We start from the raw sequence: 21,728 nt of genomic DNA, 5'->3' as shown, positions 1-21,728 counted from the left end.
GACTTGACTGGTTGGCATGACAAAGAACGTTGATGAGCAGCCAATCCTCGTACTGGGCGGCACCGGCAAGACCGGCCGGCGGGTGGTGGACCGGCTCGCCGAACTCGGCCGGCCGGTGCGGGTCGGCTCCCGCGTCGGCGAGCCGCCGTTCGACTGGACCGACCAGCGCACCTGGGCACCCGTACTGGACGGGGTTTCGTCGGTCTACCTGGTGTACTACCCGGACCTGGTCGCGCCGGACGCCCTCGCGACGATCCGCTCGTTCACCGAACAAGCGGTGTCCGGCGGGATCGAACGGATGGTTCTGCTGTCCGGCCGGGGCGAGGAGGAGGCCAAACTCAGCGAGCGGGTGGTCCAGGACTCCGGAGTGGACTGGACGATAGTGCGGGCGAGCTGGTTCAGCCAGAACTTCAGCGAGGACTTCCTGACCGACTCGATCCGCGGCGGCGAGGTCATCCTCCCGGCCGGGAACGTGCCGGAGCCGTTCGTCGACGCCGACGACATCGCTGACATCGTGGTCGCGGCGCTGACCGGCGACGGGCATGCGGGGCGGCTCTACGAGGTGACCGGCCCGCGGCTTCTCACCTTCGCCGAGGCGACGTCGGAGATCGGCAACGCGCTCGGGCGGGAGATCCGCTACCGATCGGTTTCGCCCGAGGAGTACGCCGCCGTGATGGCCGGGTACGACGTGCCGGCGGAGCTCGCGGCGGTGCTGACCGAGCTGTTCGGCAAGGTGTTGGACGGCCGCAACGCACAGCTCGCCGATGGTGTGCAACGGGCGCTGGGCCGCGGGCCGCGCGACTTCACCGACTATGCCCGCGACGCCGCCGCCGCTGGTGCATGGGACACGTCACCCGGTGGAGACTGGGCATGAACGCCACCCTGGCCGCCTGGTCGGCGGCGGCGACCCTGGCGGTGACGGGTGCGATCACCGGTGTGTACTACGCCTTTTCGGTGGCGGTGATGCCCGGTCTGAACGCCGCCGACGCCGGCACCGCGATCCGGGCCATGACGAGCATCAACCAGAGGATCCAGAATCCGCTGTTCTTCGTCACGTTCTTCGGCCCGCTCGTCGCCGCCACGGTGACCGGTGTGTTCCTGTTGATCCTCGGGAAGCGGTCTGCGGGTGTGCTGTTCCTGGTGGCCGCGGGGGTGTACCTGGTGGGCGCGTTCATCCCGACGGTGGTCGTTAACGTGCCGATGAACGAGACGCTCGACGCCGCAGGCGTGCCTACCGATCCTGCGGAGGCGGTCCGGATGTGGGCTTCCTACTCGTCCGCATGGACGTGGTGGAACTCGGTACGCGCCGGTGCCAGCCTGATCAGCCTGTTGCTGGCTGGTCTCGGGGTCTACCTCTCGGGCACGTCCCGATGACGTCGCCGTCCGGTGCGGGCAGGGTGGCCAGTTCCGGGCACCCGGGGGTGTCCCTATGGGTTTCATGAAGGGGGTCACCACTGTGCGTCTAGCTCGGCAAGGCGTCGGCGGAGTTGGCGGGCGTCGTGCCGAGGCGCGGACAATCGCCCGATGTCGCGAACGCTGACAGACGAGGCCGGACGACCTGCACAGGGCTTGTGGGCGTCACGACGACAGTCAGCGCTTGCCCGCTGCGCGGCGGTGGCGTCAGAGCGGTTCGGCGGACTTGTAGCAGGCGGAGTGGACCAGGAGCAGGAGGGCTGTCGGTTCTCTGGTGCCACTCACGGTGAGGGAGTAGTCGTCAGGGGTGGTCGTGGCGGTGATTGTGCCCTCGCTGCCGTTGGGGAAAGTGCGGTCCTCGGTAATGGTCCACCCTTGGGAGCGCCATTGGTCGCGGAGGCGGGCGAGGGTTTCGCACGGCGCGGAGCTGGCGGCGGGATTGGCGAGGGTGCTGCCCGTGGCGGCTGCTACTTGGCCGGCGTATTCGTTCACCCGGCGAGTGATGTCGGCTTCGCTCGCGGTCTGCATGTCGCTCGCCTGGTGACGGCACGCCCCCGATGGTGGGGGAGCGGGGCGCGGTGGAACCCAGCGCTGTCCTGTCGGCCGGCCCCCGTTTACCCCCCGAAAACCCCCGCCTGCCGTTGACAATCAGTGACAAGAAGCGACCAGTGCATGATCGTGTCTGTGCAGCTCAACGCCTGCTCTTGACAATCAATGACAAGCTCGATTTGGTTACGGATGGTAACAAGGGGTTTTGACAAGCAATGACAAGCAATGACAAGCCTTGACGAGGCTCGACGTGAGGTTCTACTGGGTTCAAATATCCTCGTTCCCCACGAGGGTGGCCTGGCGAAAACCCCGCGGTCACGGTAGCCGATACGTGCAGGAGGAGTCTGGAGGCGTGGAACCGGCGGCTGTAGAAGTCGCAGGTTTCGTGCTGGTAGAGCTTTGTGCGGTAGACGTTCGACGACCAGTGAGTCGTTCGGCGGGGGTGACTGTCTCACTGTTCGGCGGAGCGTATGTGGCTGCGGCGGTCACGACAATTGTCGTACGCCCTCTCACTGGAGACGCCGTGCAGCAGACACCCGATTCGTCGGAGCCATCCGCTCAGCACCCGCCCGGAGTCGACGCGTCGCCGTCTGCTGGGCGGCCCTCGGTGCAGCCGGTGGTCCCGGGGGCGGCCCAGCTTCGGGCGGGCGTGAGGGTGGGAATCGTCCTGTCAGTGGTAGTCGTTGGTGGACTCTTCATGTGCTGTGTCGGTGCGAGCGCTCTTGCCGCTGTCGGTTTGATCATCGGCGAGGCGTCACCTTCTCAATCCGCTCCGGCTGTCTCTGCCGCCGGACCGACGCCGTCACCAGCTATCCGAACACCTGAGCCGGCTCGCACCACCGCTCTACCTAGCCAACCGGCCACGCCGTCGGCACAGCCGACTCGCCTACCGACGCCTGGACAGCGCCAACCCGTCTACGACACCTTTGAGCGTCGGGACGTCAGCTCGGGATCCGGCGCTCGCCGTCTGGCCTTGCGGGTCGAGCTACGCGTCTTTCCCGTCGACAGTCGGCAGGTCGTCGACGTGGCGACGCAGATCGTGGAGAGCCATCGCGGGCAGGGGTGGCAGGCGTTGTCAATCGTTGTCACGTACGACCGGCGTGAGGTGGTGCCCAGCTACGCGGTGTTCGAATGGGCGTCCGAGGGGCGCTGGACGGACGCCGCCGATGGCGACCCCGCGTCCTGGCGGGGCTACCGGCTGCATCAGGCCGTCGTTCGCGACAAGCTGTCGCAGCCTGATGAGTGTCAGGTGCCGTCGGAGCAGGCCTATGTGCTCAACGCCGAGTTCAACCAGGCAACCGAGGACAACGTCGACGTCAGCGAGGAAGCAGTGCTGGCGGATATTGCCGAACGGCACGGCATCTCGGTTGCCCGCGCTGAAGAACTGGTCCTGGCTGTCGAGACTGGACAATGTGCTGAGCCCCAACACCCAGGCCGAGTCCACCCGGCCCTTTAGGGCATCGGTCGATCCCGCGGGCGGGCCGAGCACGAAGATCCACCTCGCGGTCGACGGACGCGGCCGACCGTTGTCGGTCCTGCGGCGCGATGACCTGGCCGGTCAACTGGGACGTGACGAACGGCAACCGCCTCGCCAACACGGTCGGCCCGCACCTGGACGCGCTGCCCTGAGACCGGCACCGCCGGCACGGATCCGGCATCGGGATCCGTGCCGGGTGGGCCGATCAGATGAACGCGAGCGAGCTGAAGAACGCCGGGTAGCAGTCGACATAGATGTCGTAGACGCCGGGCGGCACGTGCACGGGGCCCAGGGTGGCCCCGTTGGAGCACCGGGCGCTGACCGCGGTCGTCGGCTGGCCGGTGAGGGTGCAGCCCTGGAACACGATCAGCCACGGGTCGACGTACTGCCCGGCGTACGGGCAGGAGCCCGACATCACCGAGAAACCGCCGCCCTTCGCCGGTGAGGCAGCGGCCGTTGACGTCGTGACGCTCAACGTGCCGGCGGAGCTCGCCGATGCCCGCTCGGCTCCGATGGCGGCGACAGCCGCGTCGCCGGTCGGCGCGGGTGCCGCGACCGCCGCGGACGGTGCGGCCATGAACGCCGCGAGCATCGCCGTCGCGGCCAACAGCAGACTGGATGCGCGGAGAATGCCGGATCGTGCTCCGGCGGAGGGTCGACTACGCCATGTCATAACCAGAACCACCTCTCGCTTGCTGTGCGATCTGCGGATGCCGGGGCGCGTACCTGGTCGCGCCCGACCCGGCCGGGCCGTCGTCCGACGTCCATGGCGAAGCGTTCCAGGGTGCCGGTGGCCGGGTCTTCGTGACATTGCGAGAACCGGGTCGCCGGCGTACCCCGGTTCTTGCGAATGTCCGCAAGGCTGTCCGGTCCGCGTCAACCGGGCGGCGTGGCCGGAACGCATCGATTACCGTTGACCGGCATGGGCGGTCTGTTCAGCCTCTGGCGGCAGCGAGTGGCCGACAACGCCCACCGGGCGGTGGACGCCTACCAGGAGGAGCTGCTGGAATACCGCAACCTCGCGGCCATGCCGCGGGTGCGGTCGGAGATGCTCGATTTCGCGGTCTTCCTCCGTCAGCGCACGGTCGACCTCGCGGCGGACAGCGCGCCGTTCCACGTGCAGGATCTGGACCTGATGGCCGCGATGGGCCGCCAGCGCGGCGAGAAGGGACTCACCCTGACCGCGCAGCGGCAGGTGCTGCTCGTGCACACCCGGCTGACGCTGCGTGAGGTGTACGAGGCGGCCGGCCCGAACGACATCGCCGCGACGATGCACACGCTCGCCTGGCTGGCTCCCGCGGGACTGGCCGCGCAGGGCGCGTACACCCGGGGCTGGATCGAGGGGCAGCGGCGCACGCTGGCGACCGCCGCCCAGGTGCGGCTGCTGACGGTGATGCTGCTGGCCGGCGACGACAGCGCGACCGACCTGGCGCGCGGCCTGCACATGCCGGTCCCCGACCACGTCGTCGCGACGGTGGTCCGGGTGGCCGGCGGGTCGCCCGGGCCGGACCAGGCGGCGCGGGACGAGTTCGCCGGCGCGCTGCTGAAGACGCACTGGATGCCGCTGAGCTGGCCGGAGCCGCACGAGGTGGTCGCGCTGATCCCCAGCTCGCCGGGCGGCCGGCAGCCGGCGGTCGAGCGCGGGCTCGCGCTGGCCCGCGACGTGGCCTCGATGACCGGCCGGCCGTGCGCGGCCGGCACCGCGCCTGGGCGGGTGCGCGCGTTCGGCGACGCCGTGGCGCTGGCCCGGCAGGTCAGCGAGGTCGCACCGGTGCGGGCCGTGCCGCGCCACGCGTACACGGTCACCGACGTCTTCGCCGAGCTGGGCGCCGCCCGACTGGCGGAGGTCGGGCAGTGGCTCCAGGTGGTCGGAGCGCAACTCGACGCCGGCCCCGACCTGGTCGCCACGCTGGACGCCTACTACCAGCACGACATGAACCGGCTCGACACCGCGGCCGCGCTGTGCATCCACCCGCGCACGCTCGACTACCGGCTGACCCGGGTGCGCGACCTGACCGGGCTGGAGGCGGGCTCGACCCGCGGCGTACGCGTGCTGAGCACCGCCGTCGCCCGGATCCTCGCCGGCTAGATGAGCAGCCGGGTGAGCTCCATGTTCTTCATACTGATGTAGCTCAGCTTGTTACCGAGACGCATCGAAACCTGTAGCGAGCCGATCATGCCGGACGGGCCTGTGGGGCTCGAGAATTGGGTTACGCCGGCTGAGCTGCAGTTCGCTCGACATCGACCTGGCCGACACGATGAAGGCCATGAGCACATCGCTGATGTACCTGCTGCTTCGCCAGGTTCTACAGATGTTGTCCCAGCTCGCCTGCGATGGTGGGGCCAAGGACGTGGAAATCCTGGTACTCCGGCATCAGGTGGCGGTGCTGCGCCGACAGGTGCACCGCCCAGATCTTCAACCCGCCGACCGGGTGGTGTTGGCGGTGTTGTCGCGGCTGCTGCCCCGCCCGCGCTGGTCGGCGTTCTTCGTCACCCCAGCGACACTGCTTCGGTGGCATCCGGGGGCTGGTCGCCCGACGATGGACCTACCCGCATGCCCGGCCGGGCCGGCCGCCCGTCGACAACCGGGTCCGTGGGCTGGTGCTGCGCTTGGCGGCGGAAGACCCGACCTGGGGGCACCGGCGCATCCAAGGTGAGCTGGTCGGCCTGGGCTATCGGTGGCGGCCAGCACCGTGTGGAAGATCCTCCACCAGGCCGGCATCGACCCCGCGCCGCGGCGGTCCGGGCCCACCTGGCGACAGTTCCTGACCGCCCAGGCCCGCACGATGCTGGCTGGTCAACGCCGCGCGACTCGGTCGATCGGGATCAGGGTGCCGTCCAGGATCGCGTACGCGATCCTGGCGATGCGCCGCACGGCCGCGTTCAGGTCCTCGGCCTGCGTGGCGAGCAAGTCGATGGCTTCTCGGACGTACCGCCAGACCGTGGTGACGCTGACCGCGAAGCCGCAGGCCAGCCGAGCGATGGTGTCACCGTTACGCAGATGGGCCAGGGTGAGCAGGGCCTGCCGGCATCAAGACGTCGCCACCGGCCGCGTCGGCGGGTGCGTTCGGCGCGGATGAGGTCGGCCAGGTGGTTCAGAGTGCGGCTGGACAGCGCGACTGCAGACGGGTGAGACAGCACAGCGAGGCTCCCGGTTGGGGCATCGGGTCTTGGTCGACGGCTGTCTTACTACCGGGAGCCTCGTCCAATGTCGACACACGCTGCCTGCCACCCATCGCAACCAGGCCCATCACGATGAAGAGCCCTCAATGCCTGACCCGCACCATAACATCGCAACGCCGCTATATTGACGCCAAGCTATCGTGGTCTGACCCCTGCAGCGACAGCGCGAAGGTGAGTCATGGACGTAGTCAGCACCACCGAGGTCCCGGTTGAAGACGGGTTCGCCTTCTGGCGCGAGGTAAACTCGAAGCTCTGGGTGCCCTACGATTTACGCTGTGAATCGCAGTGGGAGCCCGGATTTCGGGCTCAGGTCGGAATCAGCGAGTTCGGTCCCGTGCAGGCGACATTAATGACCACGATGCCGCACTCGGTCCACCGTACTCCCAAGCTCATTCGGCAGGCCGATCCCGAGGTGTTCAAGCTGGGTTGCCTTGTGCGCGGTGGCGGCATGATCACGCAAGACGGCCAGCGCACAGATTTCGGCGTGGGGGACCTGATACTGTATGACACCTCCCGGCCCTACGTGGCCGAATTCACCCCGGATGCGCCAGTTAGTCAGCTGCTGCTCCTGCGCTTCCCGCGCTCGTTACTGCCGTTGCCCCCTCGGGAGTTGCGACGCCTGAGCGCAGTTCGCATCCCTGGCGCCCAAGGCGTCGGCGCGTTATCTTCACAATTCCTGCTGCGTCTTGCCCGGCACATGGACGAACTCAGTCCGTTGGACGCCGCCCGGCTGTCCACCCTCACCATTGACGTGTTGACAGCGGCACTGGCCAACGCGCTGGACGTCCAAAGCGCGGTGCCCTCCCACACCCAACGGCGAGCGTTGATGGCTCAGATTTACGCCTTCGTCCGAGAGAATCTGGGCGATCCGCGCCTGACACCGGACGCGATCGCCGCAGCGCATCACATCTCGTTGCGATACCTGCACAAGCTGTTCCACGAGGACGGGCGCACGGTCGCCGGCTGGGTCCGCGAGCGTCGCCTGGAGCAGTGCCGACGCGACCTCGCCAACCCCCAACTAGGCGCGCGCCCGATCCACACGATCGCCGCCCAGTGGGGGTTCACCAGCCCGGCGCATTTCAGCCAGGCGTTCCGCAGCGCCTACGGCCTTTCGCCACGCCAGTTCCGCGAGCAGTGCGCGAGAGTACGCGCAGACTAAAGACTTGTGCGCTTACCAGTAACGACAGACCCGGCTGTGGCGTGCACTCTTATCTTAGGAAGCCCGCTCAGTCAGGGTTGAATCTGATTCCGCCTTACGGAAGAAGGTTCACTTGAGCGTGTTACATCGGTCCGTGTTTTCGCGATGGAAGGAGCGCGAGGAAGTACATCGATCACTTCATGCAGCCAGCAGCATCATCTAGGCCGCAGCGGCGGCTGACAGGAGACCATTGTGAAAATGTGGTACAGAACGGCGTTTCGGATCTCGGCAGTGACCGCGATCCTCGGCGCACTCACCCTGTCCGGGACCGTGGCACAGGCAAGTCCGGGCGCCGGCTCCCGCCTGTCCCAGCCCGAAACCACCGCGGTTTCGGAGCAGGCCAAGCCCGGCAGCGAGGACGTCGCCGCGCAGGTTTGCGGCTACTACGAAGACGCGGTGACGGCCTGGTACAACCACTGCGGGAACACCCATGTGCTCATCTACGTCGACGCGACGTGGCCCCGCGACGACTGGACCTGGTGCATCGGCCCGGGAACGTGGGACATCGGCGGCGCCAACGCCGTATCCAACGCCTGGTACTCGGGTCAAACTTGTTGAACCGCCAGCCAAGCGCTGCGCGATTCTCCACCTGCGTTCGGTGGTTGCGGATCAGGTCAGCGAGGCAAATGAGGGTGCGGTCGGACAGGGGAATCGCGGCGGGGTAGGACAACAGCGAGGCTTCCGGTTGGGGCATCGGATCTTGGTCGACTGCTGCCTTGCCGGGAGCCTCGCCCTACGTCGATCCCTGCCCCCACCCCACCGCCGTGACCAGCCCCGTCACGATGAAAAGGGCTCATTGGACCAGCAGCCACCGAGTCGGCCGCCGAAGGTCGTAGACCTGACCACCGCCCGGGTCCAGCGACGCCCAATCCTCGGTGGCCTGATCAACCAGTATTCGCCGGCGGCGTAGCCGAAGCCCGATTTCCGTGCCCGACAGTCACCGACCGGTCGACGACGGCCTTGCGCACATGTCACGTACCGCGTCGGCGTCCCACTTCGCCCGGTAGAGCAGCCGCTGCATCGCGTCCGGACGACCATGCCCCGCCTGCTCGGCCAACTGCCAGCATGTCTTGACTTCGAGGTCGGAGAGGAGGCGGGTGACGAACCCGGCGGCCGACCGGGAGTGAACGACTTCCATAACCAGCCTCGCTCATATGCGGACCACGGCGTCCGCGTGGGAGGGCAGCGCGCGGCTCGCGGCTCCTTCGAGACTTTCCTCAGGATCGGTGTCCGGCCATGAGGGTGAGTTGATCTTGATGCAAGGATGGGCATCCTCGCAGACAACCAGGTATTGCTGGTCAGGACGTTGGTGAAGGCGCATAGTGGCGGGCAAGGTCGGTGGCGAGAGCGCGGAGGTGAGCCCTGGCTTCGGCTGGGCCGTGCACCATGATGGCGCTCCCGAACGGCAGCAATGCTCGTACGTCCTCAAGATGCATGAAGCGAATGGTCACCTTGTGGCCGGTGGCGGATTCTTCATGGTTGTCCCGGACGAGTCGTAGGCCGAAAATCCGTTGCGCTCGCTCGATTTGGGTCTGGTCGATGGTGGCGCTGACCTCTATTGCGTGGTTGTGTGCCCACTGATCAATGAGCGCCGCAGCGAGGGTGACCAGGGTCTGGTTCTGGCGGATCCGTCGTGGCCGGTCGACTTCTTTCCACCCCGTGATCCGTTCGAGTCGGTACATCCGTGGCACTCGGGCACAGTCGGCAACGAGGTACCAGATGCCGGCCTTGGCGAGCAGCCCGTACGGATCTACGACCAGGTCGCGTGGGCATGACTCGCGTGGGCTGTCGTACTCGATCCGTAGCTGGTGACCTCGCCGCACTGCGCCGATCAGCGAAGCCGGAGTCGGGCCGGAAGCTCGTGTCTGGTGCCAGGGACGGCTGTCCACGTGCACGACGTCGGTGAGCGGCAGGAGCTCATGAACTCGACGTGACTGTATCGCGGCGAGCTTGGCGAGCGCGCGTCGGCTTTCGGCCGATGCGTTGAGCTCCGCGCGTTGCTTTTCATCCAGCCCGATGAGCGAGAGATGATCACGCTCGCCAGGGGTGAGTCGCGTGAGGTCGAGCCCGGACCCGGGCAGCATGGTCACGCCGCCGAGGCGGCCCCGGTGTGCGGTTACCGGCAGACCGGCGTCGCGGAGCCAGTTCAGGTCCCGGGTGATGGTTCGGAGGGAAACCCCGAGCGCCGAGGCAAGTTCCTGGGTGGTTGCGCCATCCCTCGATTCGAGAAGCAGCATCAGGGCGAAGAAACGGTCCGGGGTCACCCACCAAGTTTCTCAAGAAATTGCGACATGATGCGGCGCATATTCCGGCCAGGCTGGTGGATGCGTACCTACGACCAGCGAGAAGGAACAACCATGACCACATCCGTCGTGTCCATCGTCTACGTGAACGACGCGCCCGCCGCAGCTCGTTTCTACGGCGATCTCCTCGGCATGAGCCCTTCGTTCGAGACTTCGGGATACATCACCTTCGGCCTCGGGCCTGGCGCTGAGCTCGCTCTGTGGTCCGGTCAGTTCGAGGATCTGTCGCCTGGCGTCCCGCGTACCAGTGAGGTTTGCCTGGCCATCGAAGGTGGGCGACCCGACGAGATCACCGCGATCTTCAAGCAGTGGCAGTCCAAGGGCGTCACGATCCTGCAAGAGCCGCACGATGTGGGATTCGGCCTGACCTTCCTCGCAGCCGACCCTGACGGGAACCGTATCCGGGTCGCACCGAAAGACTAAAGTGCACGATGCGGCAGGCGCGCACGTCAGGTGTCGCGCCTGACGTTGTCTGCCTTCGAGAGGACGACGAGCGCCCCACGTCGACGGTGCACTTCTCGGAGGTGCACGCCTGCGGGTTACCGCGATCTTCTCGGAGGTCATCTTGCTGGGCCAGCCACCTCGGCGCGTGACTGACATCCGCGCTGCCAGTCAGGCGAGAAGTCTCAGCTCAACCGGCTCCAGTAACACTCGTAGGGGAACAGCAGCGAACGCGCTCACATCGGCAGATCCGGAAGCGAGCGGCTCGTGGCGGGACGGGTTGCGGCCGTCCTCCGCGGAGTTCATCTCATCCAGCAGGGTCGCCCGTCACAAGATCAGCGACAGAGCCTCTTGTCGTGCAGAGCTGCAGCGGGGTAGCTGGCCTCCCGCTGATCGCCTGATGGGCATCGTGACGCGTGCAGGACCGGCGGACGTTCCGATTGGTGACGTTGCGTAACGGATGGCCTGCCAGCGACGCGCGGCTCGCGTTCGGATCTGCCGGTGATCACCAACTCGCACGACCTCCGGCACTGCCGCTTCGGATCGACTACATCAGCTGGCATAGCTGGAGGTGCTTCATGCGAGAAAACCATCCCATCGATCGACTCGTGGTCGCGCTCGAAGACGAGGTATCCGCATCAATCGTCAGCACGATGCAAGCGTCGATCGAAAGGCTTGCTGGCCGGCGGACCTGGGTCCTCGGTCCGCCGGTCTTCCTTGACCAGTCAGATGAGCACGGCTCTCACTGGGTGGGGTTCGGGCTGATGCTTTATACAGCTCTGCCCCCTTGGGGAGAGCAGATCGATCCTCAGGTGGACAGGGCGCATCTTGAGGAGGTCAAGGAGCTGCTCGGCGAAGTCTGTCGTGTCTCGGATGAGTATGGTGCCTCATTCCAGGCTGAGTACGCCGGCGAACTTGTAGGCATGGTCGAGTCTGGTCAGATGGACTCTGGGCTTGAGGTCACACTGATAGGCGAGTGGGAGCGTGTTCTCAACGCCGCGAGCCCCCGTGGAATGACACCGGGCCGCAACGCATGACGTGGTCGATGGGTGTCCCGCAGACACGCCCTCGATTCGACATGACAGGACGTTGTGTCGGCGGCCAGCCTGTTGCCCCTAGCTTGCCGGATCTGTCGCACATCAGCTGGCGGATCACACACGTTGATTCTCAGCTGTCAGGCTCCACTTGATCCGTTACGGATCAAGGTCAGATGATCCGTGACAGCTCCGGCTAGAACGATGTTCGTCGGGCACGGTACCGAGGATCGGTGGGGTCGGTGTTTAGGGGAGCTGCCAGTCGGTTTCTCCGCCGGGGCCGACGGTGACGGGCTCGACGCCGGTCCCGGTCAGGCTCCAGGATTCGTACCGAGGGTGTGGGCCGACGTGTAGTTGAAGACCTTCGTCGAAGGTGAGGTGGAGGGCACCTTTGGCACGAATCTCGACGGCGGTGACGGCCCGTCGGAAGAGGTCCAGGGCGGGCGCGAGGGCCGAGCCGGTGCCGGGGTCGAGTTCGTGCCATTCGCCAGCGCGGTCGCGGAGCAGAAATGGTGTCTCGATGACGAGGTCTGCGTCGACCCGGTAACCCTCGTCTGGATCGAGGGCCGAGAAGCTGAGGCGTACCTGATAGTCGAACGCGGTCCGGTCGACGTGGCAGCCGATCAGCGATGCGGGGATCTTCATGACACCTGTCCTGCGCTGTCGGTTGGGGCTGCCCGGCGACGCGGTGCTTCGGGTTTGGAGACCTTGAATCTAGCGATGTTCTTGCTGGTGGTGCGGGCGACTTCGGTGAGCAACTCGTCGCCGTGGTAGATCCGCCAGGTGGTGTCGGCGGTCTCGACGGCGGCGGTGCGCCCGGCGTGGACCATGCCGACGTGGATACGTTGCCCGGCGACGGCCAGGGCACCACGGCCGCTGATCCGTCGCTCGACCCGAACCGGGCCGGTGGGAGGCTGGGGTGGCGGACCGGCGGGCCGGGCGTCGCGGAGGCGGGCCAGCTCGGCCGGGGTGAGCGGGTTGGGCAGGCTCCGCAGTAAGACGCCGTCATCGATGAGCTGCAGTAAGCCGAGGTCGAGGCGGATGGTGACCCGGCGGCCGGCGAAGTGGTAGCCGACGGGATGTTGCCGTCCGGCCAAGCCGACGGCGCCGACGGCGTTGACCGTGCGCTCGACCTCAATGGCTGCGTTCAGCGGTGTGTTGCCGGTGTGGCGGTCCGGCGGGACGGCAGTCGTTGTCCAGGAGCCGGCGCAGGTGTGTAGTGGTGAGCCGGGACGGCACGGTCTTGAGCCGGACGCCGTGGACCAGCAGGTGCACGACGGTGGTGTCAGCCCAGAAGGTAACCGTGCTGCCTGCGCGGTCCGGGCCGAGCCAGAACTGCTGCCCGCACACGGTCAGATTCCCAGACAACGGCGCCAGCCGGGTAAACTCCACGGCCAGATCGACCTGGTCGACGCTGTCGACGGGCAATACCGGCGCGGCCGGTGCCGGTGTGACGGGCAGCCGCAGATCGCTCAAGTCGTCGGGATGACACGTGCTGGCGTCGGACAGCTCCTGTCGTCTGGACCCGACCGGAACGAGCGATGCGCTCGGGCTGGAGTGGCTGCTCTACTGATGCGGTGCGCACTCATCTTGTTCTCAGCGTCGCCTTGCTGGTGTCGGGTGTGATGGCGGCAGGGGCCGGACTCGTGGTCGCCTTGGGATACGTCGAGCAGCTAGGGCCCTTCAACGAGGCGATATTGGGTGCGATGGGCGGGGGGATGATCGTCGCGGGCCTCCGCCGTTGGAGGAAGCACCGCTCCTCGGGCTCGGGGCACAAACGGGGCACAAGACAGCGTGGAACGTCGGCTACCAGCCACCAATGACGTGAGCCCAAGACGGAACGTCACCAGCATGCCGTCCAGCCTGCCGCAGGTCACGCGAGGGTGGGTCTAGTTCCGCTTCAACGTCTGACACTCGGGCTGGGTGACCAACTGGGTGACGACAGGCACGGGCAAGGCCGGACGTCCGTGGACTGCGGTGGACGGTTCAGACAGCTCAGCCCAACGACTGGCGCAGCTCATAGCCGCTGGTGGTTCCTTCGGGGACGAAGAGGTAGGACTTCGGGCCTTGATCTGTCCGCACCGCCTGCGAAAATTCGTCCGTGACCGGCATCAAGGGACTGACACCAGCGGAGTACTTCGTACTCCATGGCTCCGATGGCTGTGCCGCGCTACCCGAGATCCTTATGACCTGGATGGACAACGGTGATCGGTCCCCAAGCCTTGAGGAGGCCGTACGAGACCTCGCGAGAGCAATCGTGTCCCTAGAGCGTGACGGCCTGGTCGAAGTGCGCCGCTTCGAACTCTGGCCTGCAGGTTGGGACCAAGGCGTCAGGGTGACAGGTGAGGAGCTACAGGAGGCGAGTTGCCAGGCGAGCAGTTGGTTGCCTGACGCGCCAGCCAGGTTGCTCGTCGTCGGTATCACGGAGATAGGCGGGGCCTGGCTCTGACCGAGGCTGCTCGCGCCGTGCCCGATGCGTGCCCGATGCAGCGGTTAACACCGGCCTACAACACCACCGTCCGGCACCGCCGCATGAACGCTCCGTGCTCACTGGCTATGCGATCCGGCTACCCACGGCGTAGATCAACGCGATTCCCAAGCTGACAGTGTGGTTCGATCTCCGTCACCGGCTGAGCAAGTAGGCCCCAGATCAGGACGTCAGTCCCCGTCGAAGCCCCGGTACGTGTCCGACCTATCGATGGCGTTGGCGAACTCGGCAAAGTCCATGTTCGCGATGGTGAGGTTGGTCGAGACGTCCGCGTACCAGCGGGGCGGCACCCGGAAGGTGCGGCCCGGCTCGTCCGCCAGGTCGAGTGCGAGAAGCGGACGTTCGACGTCCGTCATCGTGGTCGCGTCGGCAAGGAAGAGGTACGTCAGCCTGTCTTCTTGGCTTGCTGCGTTGTCGGCGTCGACCAGCTCATGGAGGCTCACGCCCTTGTACTTCGGGTCGCTGACGAGGGTGGCGCTGTCTTCAGCCTCCCAGATGCGCAAGGCCGCCTTCACGGCTTCCCAGGCAGTGTCGTCGATGAAGTCCGTACGGAGCACCAGCGATGTGAGGTCGTTGGGTTGAGGTAGAGAGATCACGATGACATCCTCCCCAGCCCTCCGCTGGGTGACTAAACGGGTGACGATCGGGACGGACGCCAGCGGACGAGCAGGGACCTTGATGGATGGCTTCGGCAGGCCAGCCCCTGTGGAACAGCAGGTCAGCACCTCGCGTTGGTTGCCTGGGGGTCAAGGGGTCGTCGGTTCGAGTCCGGCCGTCCCGACGCAGGTCAGAGGGCTGATCCGGAGATCGGGTCGGCCCTTTCGCCGTTTTGGCGACCAAGATCAGTCGAGTTGGAGCGTGCCGAGCTCTGCTTGACCGGTAGTCAAGTCTCAAGTGTCAAGCCGGAATGGCTGCCGAATCGTTCGCTCTCTGGACCAAGGAGCCGTGCAACTGCGGCGCCGCCCGCGGCTGCTCGCCGGGCGGCCTTCGGCCGTCTCCGGGCGGCCGCAGCGCTACATGCTGTCGTCCCGAAGGCGGTAAGCGGCGGCGAGGTTGTTCCGCGACGTCAGCGTGTCCGGATGCTCGTCACCCAGCACTCGTTCGTACGCGGCCAGCGTCGCCTCGTGCAAGGGGATTGCCCTATCCAGCCGGCCTGCTGCCTGATAGGCGGCAGCCAGGTTGTTCCGCGACGTCAGCGTGCTCGGATGCTCGTCACCCAGCACTCGTTCGTACGCGGCCAGCGTCGCCTCGTACAACGGGATTGCCTCACCCAGCCGGCCCGCCGCCTGATAGGCGTAGGCCAGGTTGTTCCGCGACATCAGCGTGTCCGGGTGCTCGTCACCTAGCACTCGCTCACGTACGGAAAGTGTTGCCTCGTACAACGGGGTTGCCTCACCCAACCGCCCCGCCGCCCTGTAGGCGGCAGCCAGGTTGTTCCGCGACAACAGCGTGTCCGGGTGCTCGTCACCTAGCACTCGCTCACGTACGGAAAGCGTTGCCTCGTACAACGGGGTTGCCTCACTCAACCGCCCCGCTGCCTGGTAGGCGGCAGCCAGGTTGTTCCGCGACGTCAGCGTGTCCGGGTGCTCGTCACCTAGCACTCGCTCACGTACGGAAAGCGTCGCCTCGTACAACCGGGTTGCCTCTCCCAGCCGGCCCGCCGCGTCGTAGATGGTGGCGAGGTTGTTCCGTGACGTCAGCGTGTTCGGATGCTCGTCACCCAGCACTCGTTCGTACGCGGCCAGCGTCGCCTCGTACAACGGAATCGCCTCACCCATCCGGCCTGCTGCCTGATAGGCGTAGGCCAGGTTGTTCCGCGACATCAGCGTGTCCGGGTGCTCGTCACCTAGCACTCGCTCACGTACGGAAAGCGTCGCCTCGTACAACGGGATTGCCTCATCCAGCCGGCCTGCTGCCTGATAGGCGTAGGCGAGGTTGTTCCGCGACGTCAGCGTGTCCGGGTGCTCGTCACCTAGCACTCGCTCACGTACGGAAAGCGTCGCCTCGTACAACGGGATTGCCTCATCCAGCCGGCCTGCTGCCTGATAGGCGTAGGCGAGGTTGTTCCGCGACGTCAGCGTGTTCGGGTGCTCGTCACTCAGCACTCGTTCGTACGCGGCCAGCGTCGCCTCGTACAACGGAATCGCCTCACCCAGCCGGCCTGCTGCCTGATAGGCGGCAGCCAGGTTGTTCCGCGACATCAGCGTGTCCGGATGCTCGTCACCCAGCACTCGCTCACGTACGGAAAGCGTCGCCTCGTACAACGGAATCGCCTCACTCAACCGCCCCGCCGCCCTGTAGGCGGCAGCCAGGTTGTTCCGCGACATCAGCGTGTCCGGGTGCTCGGCACCCATTCTTGCGACGGCAGCGGCGACGACGTCTTCGCCTTGGTCGATAGCCGCCGGATACGAACCTTGAGCGGTGTAATGGTACGTCAAACCATTGTTGACACCGACCACGCGGGCAATCAGGTCTTCGCTCATCTCGGCGATCACACCGAGCGCTACTCTCGCGTGCGGGGCGACCACCTGCCACCCGTTCCAGTCGGCAGGATCAGCCGGGTTCAACCGTGCGCTCGCGGCCACGACCATTCCGGCCGCCGCCGCCATCAGCGACGATCGCTGCCCGTCGCGCCCGGCTCGCCATCGGCACACCTCGGCCACCAGCGGATGCACTATCAGCCCATCGCCAGAACCATCCACCCCGGCTGGTGCCCCGTCGATGAGGCCCACCGCGCGCAGGCCCGCCAACCCGGCCGCCATTTCCGCGCGGCCCTCGTCCCCATCAGGTAGCAGCCCCGCTTCCGACAACACCGAGGGGTTCAGCATCGGCATCGGTACCATCGAGCCCGGTCTCAGGAACGACAACACGCGCAACAGGGTGCGCGCCCGTACGCGGCCTTGCCGCTCCAAGGCGTCCAACGAGATCTCCCACGTCGACATGATCAGCCGACGCGGATCCTGTTCCCCCCACCCAGGCGCGCCCTCATCCACCACGCTCAGCGAGCGATCCGTCAACAGATGCAGGTAGCCGTCCAGCCCTACCACTGCCATGCCCGAACCCAGATACGACCCCGCCAGGTGCACTGCCAACGGCAGCCGGCCTAACCGATCCGCCACCGCCGTCGCCGCCTCAATCAGCTCGGGCTCGTCCGCACGGCCCATCCGGTCCAGCAGCATCAACGCCGCCGCCTGCTGATCCAACTCACCCAGCGAGAACCACCCTGCCCGATGCCCCCACACCGCCCGATCAGTCACTCGGGTGGTCACCAAAACGACCCCGGCACCGGCAGACCTCAACCAACCGCTACCACCCGCCACACTCGTACCGCCCGGGTCCAACACTTCAGGCGCATCGGCATTGTCAATGACCAACAACCAGTGGCCGGACAGTCGATTGAGCTGCCCCCATACCACCCCCGCTAACGCCAAATCCGAATCGGCGCTGGTCACCTCCTCTGCCGACGCCCCCGCCTCCCGCGCCACGGCCGACATGCCGGCCACCAATGTCGCCCTGTCCACCGCCGACACCCACCACACCCGCCAGCCGGACGCCTGAGCCTCCCGCGCCGCCGCCAACGCCACAGTGGTCTTCCCGCAACCACCCATCCCCACCAAGACCCGAACCTGCGGCGAATAGGCACCAGGCGGTGCCACGAGGTCACTGACTACACCGTCACGTCCCCGGACGACGACCGGCAACTCCCCTAGCGGTGCACCTATCACACCGGTACCGCTGGGTAGCCCACCGTCCCCTGAGGCTGGCGAGGCATCGAAAATGGACGTAGCCACGGCTGAAGCGCCAGTGGTACGAGCTTCCCGCTCGCGTGGCACCGACACCACCATGATGCTCAACATCGCGAGTACTACCGTCAGGACCAACACCGAAGGAAACGGGTAGTCCTGGATCATGTGCAGGCCCCACGGCCACCGCCGCTCGTCACTGCTCGCCGCGTTGACCGCCAACGCCACCGCCGTGGTCACAACCGCCACCAGAATGAACAACAGGGCCACAAGCCACCGCGACCACGGCTGACCCCGAAAGCTCACCGTCACTCCCTGACGCGACCAAATCACCAAAAGCTGACCGCTCATTGAACCGCATCTCTGAGCAACGGCCCATCCGCCGACAGACCCAGCGAAACCGCCCAACGGCCGACCACCACAAGCAAAATGCTGCCGCGCCGCGTCGCGTCTTGTTACCGGCAACCAGGGTGCATGCGCGGAGAACCGGTCACACGGCTTGCCGCCCCAGCCCCGAGAAGCCGGGGGCGGTAAGCCGCTTAGCATCCAGGGACCACACGGCATGCGCGATGACAGCCGGCACGCCGTCAGCCACGCGGCCTGATCTTCGGGATAGCGTGCGTGACGTGCGGGAACGCTGACCAAAATGTCCTGGGGGTCAAGGGGTCGTCGGTTCGAGTCCGGCCGTCCCGACCGATTGGCCTGGGGAGATGAAGATCATCCCAGGTAACGGCCGGTAACATACAGTGACGGATGATCTATGTTGACGGTAACCGCCTGGGTGGTTGGCCGTCGACATGCGCCCCTGTAGAGCTCTGACCTGCCGCTTCATCCATATCCTGGATGAAGCGGCACTTGGGTCTCTTGATTCCGCGTCAAGCGCTGCTGATGCCGTCAGCTGTCGCTACGCCGGACGTTTTCGACGATCGCCCGAGGCGAGGCAGGATCGCCGAGGGGTTCTCTGGTCCTGGTCTCCATGAGTTGATCGTGGACGGTGGAGCACCCTGTCATCGCGTCGCCAGAGAGGTCGTGCCATGCGTCGGCGTCGTTCCAGTCCCGCAACCTGCGCCAGCAGGTCTTCCACTCTGCGGTCGTCGAGGCGCTTACGCCCGGGGAACCCGTGCCGGCGTGGTGGTCGGGGTGGCAACAGTGGTTCGATCTCGGCCCAGAGTTCGTCCGAGACGATCCGCGGCGGCTGCTCACCCCTCCTCACGTTCAGACAGAACGATCCTCGTCTCCCGAGGACACGCCCAACATCACTTCGTGATGGTGTCGATGGTGTACACCACGTCTGGCCCGACGTCATGGCGGGTGATGCCGGGTACGTCGGGGATGTTTAGCAGTGGTTCGTATGGGGTGCCGTGGACCCGGTCGCGCAGCAGGACGACGCTGCGGATACCGAGCTGGTGCAACCGGTCCAGGGCCGGCTGGCTGGGGAAGGTCGCCATGACGTCGCGGATCGCCTGACGGTTGGGTGTGGTGTGACTGGCCGCACCGTTGACCATGGTGGGAAATCCGTCGGTCGACCACAGTAGGACGTGGAGGTCGATGCCGTCGTTGGACGGCAACACCATGATGGGAGCGTGCGCGGACGCTAGCGCCATCGCGGCCGGTTTGGCTGGGGTTTGGGGGTGGTCCAGGTCAGGCACGCCCTCAGCTAGCACGAGGACCAGCAACGGCACGGTCAGCAGACGCGCCGCTTCCACCGACCATTGCGGCTTGGCGCCCTTGCGAGCCACCTCGGCCAGGTGGGTAACCAGGCCGGCCGCGAGGATGGCCAGGCAGAGAGTGGGCCACAAGATCAAGCGACCTGGTGTACGGGATCCATCGAACCCGGGCACGTAAAGATAGAGCAGGTGGTAGATCGGCCCGTTCGTGCCGAGCGCGAACAACACTCCGACGACCGCCCCAGACAGCAGCAGAAGCCGTTGCACCGGTGACCAGCGGGACAGGAACAGGCCGGCGAAGGCCAGTAGATACAGTGCGTACCCGCATAGCAGCACTTTCTCAGTCGGTACGTCACCAAGAGCGGTGCGGGCGTCGTTGTGCAGGGTGCCCCAGGGCAGCGAGGACTGCGGCGCCACGAGAAGTCCGCGCAGTGTCGGGGAGAAGTGCGCGACGTAGTCCCAGTCCCTTGTGACATCTGGGTTGAGCTCGCGCACGTGTTTGTACGCGTACGCGAAGTATCCGGTCACCACGGTGAAGACCAGCCCGCCGATCAGATCACCGACGATCAGCCGGAGGCTGAGGCGTGGGCGGTGGATCAGCCAGGCTGTCAGTGTGATCAGGCATAGGGCGGCGAGGACGTATACGAATCCCAGCCCCACGCCGAAGCCGAGGCTGACCTGCCAGGCCGCAACCAGCCAGCCAGCGAACGCCCAGCCCGGCCGGACTCGTTCGGCAAGGTAGCCGCGGGTGAACGAGAGTCCGTGGCCGCGCGCCAGCATCGCCAGGGCCAGAGTGATACCACCGGTGGAGAGAATATTCAGATGGCCGTCGTGGCCGTAGCGCCAGGGCGCGTAGGCGAGGGCGGCCCCGGCTATCGCGGCGGCGACCTTGTTCGCGCCAAGTTGGCGCAGGAGAGCGTAGCCGCCGAGGAAGGCGAGCGCGAAAGCCAGCACGAACAGGATGTTGTAGCGCAGCACGGCGCCGACTACACCGCTGCCGATCAGCCCTGCCGGGGCATAGCCGAGCAGGCTGTCGTTCAGGGCTAGGCCGTACGTGTCGGGATAGAAGGCGTTGGTATCCCACAGGTCACGCAGACCGTGGGTGAGAGCGTGGCCACCCCATCCCACCAGCCATGCTTGGGCCGTCGGGTCACCCGCGTCACCGACGATGGTGTGGGCCGGGTCGGCGATCGGCACAGTCTTGGCGCCGGCAGTCAGCACGCGAACCGCGTACGGCGGAATCAGCCAGATCATCGCGACAGCGAGGAGCACCGAACCGAGGCTCGCGATACTCAGTTCCCGCCAATGGGGCCTACGTGTCAGCCAGTCCCTCGTGCCTGAACTGGCACGCGCGAGTCGGCTAGTTTGTCCAAGCTCGTTGAGAGTGGCGGCTGATGTGGGGCCTCCTGCCGGTGGCTCTACCTGCGTCATCACATTGACCCTCACTGTCGAACCGCCGCAGTAAATCATGAGCAGAGCGGCGCATGGAGTCAAGACATCGATCAATGCCGTTCCGGTAGCCGGGCCTTACGCTGTTTGTCAAAGGCGCTTGTCACGCAGGAGTCGCGCTCGGTGCAGCGGCGAATGTTGCCGCTGTCGGAACAGGACACGCCAGGTTGCTGCAGGCCCTCGCCCGGGTTCCGGACCCACGGGACGCTGGCGGCCGGATCCAGCCGCTGCCGGGACTGCTCGTGATCGCGGCGGTGGTTCCGGGATCGAGTCGCGTCGTGGAGATCGTCGAATGGGCCGCCGACCTGCCGTAGCCGGCAGACGAGTGATCGCGGTCGACGGCAGGACACTGCGCGGCAGTGGGCCGAACGGGGCCGGAATACCCGATGTGAGATCTCGAGGGCTGCTCACACTCACTGTCGAGCCGCCACGTGACGTTGGTGCGCGATGGCGGGCCGCGTGGGAAAGTTCATCGGTCGTCATCTCTACAGAGGGCTGGAGTGGGTCTGGTCGGGTGAATATCGTCGCCCGTGGTGTCCGCCAGGGCATCGCCGCCGCGTGCTCGCCGACCATCAGCTCGGCACCCGCAGCGGCTACACGGGGAAACGGGGATCTCCATGGAAAGAGTAGGTAGACGCCGTGCTGTCGCGATACTGGCGGTCGGTGCGGCGCTGAGCTGGACCGCGTCACTCACGCCCGCCGTCGCTGGCCCGACGGCCACCCAGACTGCCGTGACCGCGCGGCCAGACACGCAAGCAGGCCAGCGGCTGCTGGGAATGGCAC

General features: G+C 66.4%; 20 protein-coding genes and 3 pseudogenes. 11 read left to right on the top strand and 12 right to left on the bottom strand.

Annotated features, from left to right (window positions below; translation table 11 throughout):
- Window positions 1-16 precede the first annotated feature (16 nt).
- Together AB0C20_RS07350 and AB0C20_RS07345 are read left to right on the top strand one after the other, a co-directional pair.
- Window positions 17-874 carry an NAD(P)H-binding protein gene (locus AB0C20_RS07350; RefSeq protein WP_357189269.1) on the top strand — a complete coding sequence of 286 codons (858 nt, stop codon included), beginning with the start codon at window positions 17-19 and terminating at the stop codon, window positions 872-874.
- On the top strand, window positions 871-1,374 hold the full coding sequence (locus AB0C20_RS07345; RefSeq protein ID WP_238687178.1) for an anthrone oxygenase family protein: 504 nt from the start codon (window positions 871-873) through the stop codon (window positions 1,372-1,374). The genes AB0C20_RS07350 and AB0C20_RS07345 overlap by 4 nt, the downstream gene beginning before the upstream one ends.
- A 246-nt stretch (window positions 1,375-1,620) precedes the next feature.
- Here the strand turns inward: AB0C20_RS07345 and AB0C20_RS07340 are convergent, their stop codons facing one another.
- Window positions 1,621-1,941, bottom strand: a complete 321-nt coding sequence (locus AB0C20_RS07340; protein ID WP_357189267.1) for a hypothetical protein — start codon at window positions 1,939-1,941, stop codon at window positions 1,621-1,623.
- 1,045 nt (window positions 1,942-2,986) lie between these two features.
- Here AB0C20_RS07340 and AB0C20_RS07335 point away from each other — a divergent pair.
- Together AB0C20_RS07335 and AB0C20_RS07330 are read left to right on the top strand one after the other, a co-directional pair.
- Entirely contained in the window at window positions 2,987-3,418 is a 432-nt protein-coding gene (locus tag AB0C20_RS07335; protein WP_357567588.1) for a hypothetical protein, read from the top strand.
- A 3-nt stretch (window positions 3,419-3,421) separates the two neighbouring features.
- Window positions 3,422-3,500, top strand: a pseudogene (locus tag AB0C20_RS07330) (IS5/IS1182 family transposase); the annotation flags it as partial.
- A 144-nt stretch (window positions 3,501-3,644) separates the two neighbouring features.
- Here the strand turns inward: AB0C20_RS07330 and AB0C20_RS07325 are convergent.
- Window positions 3,645-4,112: a hypothetical protein gene (locus AB0C20_RS07325; protein WP_357189264.1), complete on the bottom strand. Its 468-nt coding sequence runs from the start codon at window positions 4,110-4,112 to the stop codon at window positions 3,645-3,647.
- Between the two features lie 249 nt (window positions 4,113-4,361).
- Here AB0C20_RS07325 and AB0C20_RS07320 point away from each other — a divergent pair, with 249 nt between their 5' ends.
- Together AB0C20_RS07320 and AB0C20_RS07315 are read left to right on the top strand one after the other, a co-directional pair.
- A complete protein-coding gene (locus AB0C20_RS07320) occupies window positions 4,362-5,528 on the top strand; it encodes a helix-turn-helix domain-containing protein (RefSeq protein ID WP_357567587.1) in 1,167 nt (388 codons plus the stop codon).
- Between the two features lie 178 nt (window positions 5,529-5,706).
- A complete protein-coding gene (locus tag AB0C20_RS07315; protein WP_357189260.1) occupies window positions 5,707-6,096 on the top strand; it encodes a hypothetical protein in 390 nt (129 codons plus the stop codon).
- Between the two features lie 143 nt (window positions 6,097-6,239).
- Here AB0C20_RS07315 and AB0C20_RS07310 read toward each other — a convergent pair.
- A pseudogene (locus AB0C20_RS07310) lies at window positions 6,240-6,580 on the bottom strand (transposase family protein); the annotation flags it as partial.
- A 220-nt stretch (window positions 6,581-6,800) separates the two neighbouring features.
- Here AB0C20_RS07310 and AB0C20_RS07305 point away from each other — a divergent pair.
- A complete protein-coding gene (locus AB0C20_RS07305) occupies window positions 6,801-7,781 on the top strand; it encodes a helix-turn-helix domain-containing protein (protein ID WP_357189258.1) in 981 nt (326 codons plus the stop codon).
- 270 nt (window positions 7,782-8,051) lie between these two features.
- On the top strand, window positions 8,052-8,378 hold the full coding sequence (locus AB0C20_RS07300; RefSeq protein ID WP_196930466.1) for a DUF6355 family natural product biosynthesis protein: 327 nt from the start codon (window positions 8,052-8,054) through the stop codon (window positions 8,376-8,378).
- A 31-nt stretch (window positions 8,379-8,409) separates the two neighbouring features.
- Here AB0C20_RS07300 and AB0C20_RS07295 read toward each other — a convergent pair.
- The 3 genes and pseudogenes from AB0C20_RS07295 to AB0C20_RS07285 all read right to left on the bottom strand — a co-directional run.
- A pseudogene (locus AB0C20_RS07295) lies at window positions 8,410-8,493 on the bottom strand (IS5/IS1182 family transposase); the annotation flags it as partial.
- A 264-nt stretch (window positions 8,494-8,757) separates the two neighbouring features.
- Window positions 8,758-8,958: a hypothetical protein gene (locus AB0C20_RS07290; RefSeq protein ID WP_357189362.1), complete on the bottom strand. Its 201-nt coding sequence runs from the start codon at window positions 8,956-8,958 to the stop codon at window positions 8,758-8,760.
- Between the two features lie 160 nt (window positions 8,959-9,118).
- A complete protein-coding gene (locus AB0C20_RS07285; RefSeq protein WP_357189255.1) occupies window positions 9,119-10,084 on the bottom strand; it encodes a WYL domain-containing protein in 966 nt (321 codons plus the stop codon).
- A 93-nt stretch (window positions 10,085-10,177) separates the two neighbouring features.
- Here AB0C20_RS07285 and AB0C20_RS07280 point away from each other — a divergent pair, with 93 nt between their 5' ends.
- On the top strand, window positions 10,178-10,546 hold the full coding sequence (locus tag AB0C20_RS07280) for a VOC family protein (RefSeq protein WP_357567586.1): 369 nt from the start codon (window positions 10,178-10,180) through the stop codon (window positions 10,544-10,546).
- Between the two features lie 596 nt (window positions 10,547-11,142).
- Entirely contained in the window at window positions 11,143-11,601 is a 459-nt protein-coding gene (locus tag AB0C20_RS07275; RefSeq protein WP_357567585.1) for a hypothetical protein, read from the top strand.
- 243 nt (window positions 11,602-11,844) lie between these two features.
- Here AB0C20_RS07275 and AB0C20_RS07270 read toward each other — a convergent pair whose 3' ends face one another.
- The 3 genes from AB0C20_RS07270 to AB0C20_RS07260 are packed head-to-tail and all read right to left on the bottom strand — an operon-like array spanning window position 11,845 to window position 13,074.
- Window positions 11,845-12,243, bottom strand: a complete 399-nt coding sequence (locus tag AB0C20_RS07270) for a DUF6188 family protein (protein ID WP_357567584.1) — start codon at window positions 12,241-12,243, stop codon at window positions 11,845-11,847.
- Window positions 12,240-12,695: a hypothetical protein gene (locus AB0C20_RS07265; RefSeq protein WP_357567583.1), complete on the bottom strand. Its 456-nt coding sequence runs from the start codon at window positions 12,693-12,695 to the stop codon at window positions 12,240-12,242. The genes AB0C20_RS07270 and AB0C20_RS07265 overlap by 4 nt, the downstream gene beginning before the upstream one ends.
- A 37-nt stretch (window positions 12,696-12,732) precedes the next feature.
- Window positions 12,733-13,074 carry a hypothetical protein gene (locus AB0C20_RS07260; protein WP_357567582.1) on the bottom strand — a complete coding sequence of 114 codons (342 nt, stop codon included), beginning with the start codon at window positions 13,072-13,074 and terminating at the stop codon, window positions 12,733-12,735.
- 625 nt (window positions 13,075-13,699) lie between these two features.
- On the opposite strand from AB0C20_RS07260, the gene AB0C20_RS07255 reads away from it, so the two are divergent.
- Window positions 13,700-14,047 (top strand): hypothetical protein, encoded by a 348-nt coding sequence (locus AB0C20_RS07255; RefSeq protein WP_357567581.1) that lies wholly within the window; start codon window positions 13,700-13,702, stop codon window positions 14,045-14,047.
- Between the two features lie 209 nt (window positions 14,048-14,256).
- On the opposite strand, the gene AB0C20_RS07250 is transcribed toward AB0C20_RS07255, so the two are convergent.
- From AB0C20_RS07250 to AB0C20_RS07240, 3 genes are all read right to left on the bottom strand, one after another.
- The gene (locus AB0C20_RS07250) at window positions 14,257-14,682 is read right to left on the bottom strand and encodes a hypothetical protein (protein WP_357567580.1); all 426 of its coding nucleotides are present in this window, start codon (window positions 14,680-14,682) and stop codon (window positions 14,257-14,259) included.
- Window positions 14,683-15,099: 417 nt separating this feature from the next.
- The gene (locus AB0C20_RS07245; RefSeq protein ID WP_357567579.1) at window positions 15,100-18,180 is read right to left on the bottom strand and encodes a tetratricopeptide repeat protein; all 3,081 of its coding nucleotides are present in this window, start codon (window positions 18,178-18,180) and stop codon (window positions 15,100-15,102) included.
- A 905-nt stretch (window positions 18,181-19,085) separates the two neighbouring features.
- A complete protein-coding gene (locus AB0C20_RS07240) occupies window positions 19,086-21,002 on the bottom strand; it encodes a hypothetical protein (protein ID WP_357567578.1) in 1,917 nt (638 codons plus the stop codon).
- Window positions 21,003-21,728 lie beyond the last annotated feature (726 nt).

The organism is Micromonospora sp. NPDC048843, from assembly GCF_040649965.1.
In the GTDB taxonomy this organism is placed as follows: domain Bacteria; phylum Actinomycetota; class Actinomycetes; order Mycobacteriales; family Micromonosporaceae; genus Micromonospora; species Micromonospora hortensis.
The sequence above is the reverse complement of the archived record's forward strand: the minus strand, read 5'-3'. Positions and strand labels throughout refer to the sequence as shown.

What these genes read in the sequence shown, in the direction of transcription:
- AB0C20_RS07350 (WP_357189269.1), top strand. Translation starts at nt 17, where the DNA reads ATGACAAAGAACGTTGATGAGCAGCCAATCCTCGTACTGGGCGGCACC.
- AB0C20_RS07345 (WP_238687178.1), top strand. Translation starts at nt 871, where the DNA reads ATGAACGCCACCCTGGCCGCCTGGTCGGCGGCGGCGACCCTGGCGGTG.
- AB0C20_RS07340 (WP_357189267.1), bottom strand. Translation starts at nt 1,941, where the DNA reads ATGCAGACCGCGAGCGAAGCCGACATCACTCGCCGGGTGAACGAATAC.
- AB0C20_RS07325 (WP_357189264.1), bottom strand. Translation starts at nt 4,112, where the DNA reads ATGACATGGCGTAGTCGACCCTCCGCCGGAGCACGATCCGGCATTCTC.
- AB0C20_RS07320 (WP_357567587.1), top strand. Translation starts at nt 4,362, where the DNA reads ATGGGCGGTCTGTTCAGCCTCTGGCGGCAGCGAGTGGCCGACAACGCC.
- AB0C20_RS07315 (WP_357189260.1), top strand. Translation starts at nt 5,707, where the DNA reads ATGAGCACATCGCTGATGTACCTGCTGCTTCGCCAGGTTCTACAGATG.
- AB0C20_RS07305 (WP_357189258.1), top strand. Translation starts at nt 6,801, where the DNA reads ATGGACGTAGTCAGCACCACCGAGGTCCCGGTTGAAGACGGGTTCGCC.
- AB0C20_RS07290 (WP_357189362.1), bottom strand. Translation starts at nt 8,958, where the DNA reads ATGGAAGTCGTTCACTCCCGGTCGGCCGCCGGGTTCGTCACCCGCCTC.
- AB0C20_RS07280 (WP_357567586.1), top strand. Translation starts at nt 10,178, where the DNA reads ATGACCACATCCGTCGTGTCCATCGTCTACGTGAACGACGCGCCCGCC.
- AB0C20_RS07275 (WP_357567585.1), top strand. Translation starts at nt 11,143, where the DNA reads ATGCGAGAAAACCATCCCATCGATCGACTCGTGGTCGCGCTCGAAGAC.
- AB0C20_RS07270 (WP_357567584.1), bottom strand. Translation starts at nt 12,243, where the DNA reads ATGAAGATCCCCGCATCGCTGATCGGCTGCCACGTCGACCGGACCGCG.
- AB0C20_RS07245 (WP_357567579.1), bottom strand. Translation starts at nt 18,180, where the DNA reads ATGAGCGGTCAGCTTTTGGTGATTTGGTCGCGTCAGGGAGTGACGGTG.